We start from the raw sequence: 2,108 nt of genomic DNA on the forward strand, positions 1-2,108 counted from the left end.
CCTCCCACTTTGCCAACATTAACCGCCGCAATATTATCACCAATAAATACACAACCGTTCCCAGCCTCGCAGTACTGTGTGTGGTAATGACAGGGTGTGACGACCTAGGCCAACAAATAGACGCGCTTACTGGCGAGCAAGACAAACAAGTACAGGCACTTATTGAGCGCACTAAAGCCCAAATGGTGTTTGTTGAAGGCGGCAGCTTTATGATGGGCGATGGCGGAGGTCCTAATAACTTGCCTTGGACCATAGCCCGCGATAATAAACCCGCTCATAAGGTGACCCTTACCAGCTATTCGATGGGCGCTTATGAGGTAAACTATGGCGATTTTGATTTATATACCGCAGTAAATGACCTGCCAAAAACCGTGTGGGAAGAATGGGATAAAGATGAATTCTGGCGCGCCCCTGACTTTCCTGCAGGCGTAAGTTGGTATGGTGCTAAGAACTATTGTTTATGGCTGGCGAAACTCACACAACTCCCAATTGATTTACCAACAGAAGCACAATGGGAATTTTCAGCACGAAACCGTGGTGAAAACATTTTGTTTGCCACCAATACTGGTATGCTTGAACTCGGTGTAAATTACTCTCTCGCCGAAGAGCCTGAACCGCATATTAGTGGCACCTATCCACCTAACCCATTGGGGTTTTATGACTTAAGCGGCAATATGATTGAGTGGGTCAATGACTGGTGGGCTGAGGATTACTATCAACACTCCCCAGAACAGGATCCTAAAGGGCCAAAAGAAGGCACAAAAAAGGTCATGCGTGGCGGGATGTTTTTAGAATCTCCCCGTGGCAGCAATGTATATACGCGCCAAGAGTCCGATGAACTTGATGAGGCCTATCGCGCGATAGGCTTTCGCTGCGCGCTATATCAAGCGAAGCCACTTTCTGTTCAATCAGTTAACTAATTCATTGTCATCTCATTTATCACCGTAAAAAGTCAGCGTTTATTCAAACTGCTTACTTTATGCTGGGGTGATTTTGAGCTCGCCTGTACCCTTGGTATGCTTGAGCTGCACTAAGGATAAATAAGTAACATACGGAAAGTCACCATATGGAAAATAAACGGATACATTCACTCCCCCACTTTGCCAACATTAACCGGCGCAATATTCTCGCCAATCAATACACAACCGTTCCCAGCCTCGCAGTACTGTGTTTGGTAATGACCGGGTGTGACAACCTTGGCCAACAAATAGACGCGCTTACTGGCGAGCAAGACAAACAAGTGCAAACACTGATTGAGCGCACTAAAGCCCAAATGGTGTTTGTTGAAGGCGGCAGCTTTATGATGGGCGATGGCGGTGGTCCTAATAACTTGCCTTGGACCATAGCCCACGACAATAAACCCGCTCATAAGGTGACCCTTACCAGCTATTCGATGGGCGCTTATGAGGTAAGCTATGGCGATTTNNNAGTAAACGACCTACCAAAAACCATGTGGGAGGATTGGGGTAAAGGGGAAGTTTGGCGCGCACCTGAATTCCCTGCGGGAGTGAGTTGGTATGGTGCTAAGAACTATTGTTTATGGCTGGCAAAACTCACACAACTCCCAATTGATTTACCAACAGAAGCACAATGGGAATTTGCAGCACGAAACCGTGGCGAGAATATTCTTTTTGCCACAGATAACGGGCGGATAGAAGAAGGCCGGAATTATGAACTAAATACTGATTATGCGGAGCCTTCTGGCACATACCCCGCTAACCCATTAGGATTTTATGATTTAAGCGGCAATATGATTGAGTGGGTCAATGACTGGTGGGCTGAAGATTATTATCAACACTCCCTAGAATTAGATCCCAAAGGACCTAAATCGGGAACCAAAAAAGTAAGGCGTGGCGGGATGTTCTTGGAATCTCCTCGCGGTAGTAATGTATATACCCGCCAAGAATCTGAAAAATTGGAAAAAGCGTACAGAGTTACTGGTTTTCGTTGTGCTCTAAATCAAGCGAAGCCAATTCCTGTTCAATCAATTAACTAGTTCATTGTCATCGTAAAAGTCAGCGTTTATTCAAACTACTAACTTTATGCTGTAGCAATTTTGATTTCGCCTGTACGCTTGGTATGCTTGAGCTGCACTAAGGATAAATAAG

Annotated in this window: 2 protein-coding genes; both read left to right on the top strand. The window is 45.6% G+C overall.

Going from position 1 to position 2,108, the window contains the following annotated elements; genetic code table 11:
* The first annotated feature begins 86 nt into the window (after positions 1-86).
* A complete protein-coding gene (locus tag CKO50_RS01865) occupies positions 87-920 on the top strand; it encodes an SUMF1/EgtB/PvdO family nonheme iron enzyme (RefSeq protein ID WP_255229010.1) in 834 nt (277 codons plus the stop codon).
* 146 nt (positions 921-1,066) lie between these two features.
* The gene (locus CKO50_RS01870) at positions 1,067-1,996 is read left to right on the top strand and encodes an SUMF1/EgtB/PvdO family nonheme iron enzyme (protein ID WP_095726771.1); all 930 of its coding nucleotides are present in this window, start codon (positions 1,067-1,069) and stop codon (positions 1,994-1,996) included.
* Positions 1,997-2,108 lie beyond the last annotated feature (112 nt).

Source organism: Pseudoalteromonas sp. HM-SA03 (genome assembly GCF_002289345.1).
Lineage (GTDB): Bacteria > Pseudomonadota > Gammaproteobacteria > Enterobacterales > Alteromonadaceae > Pseudoalteromonas.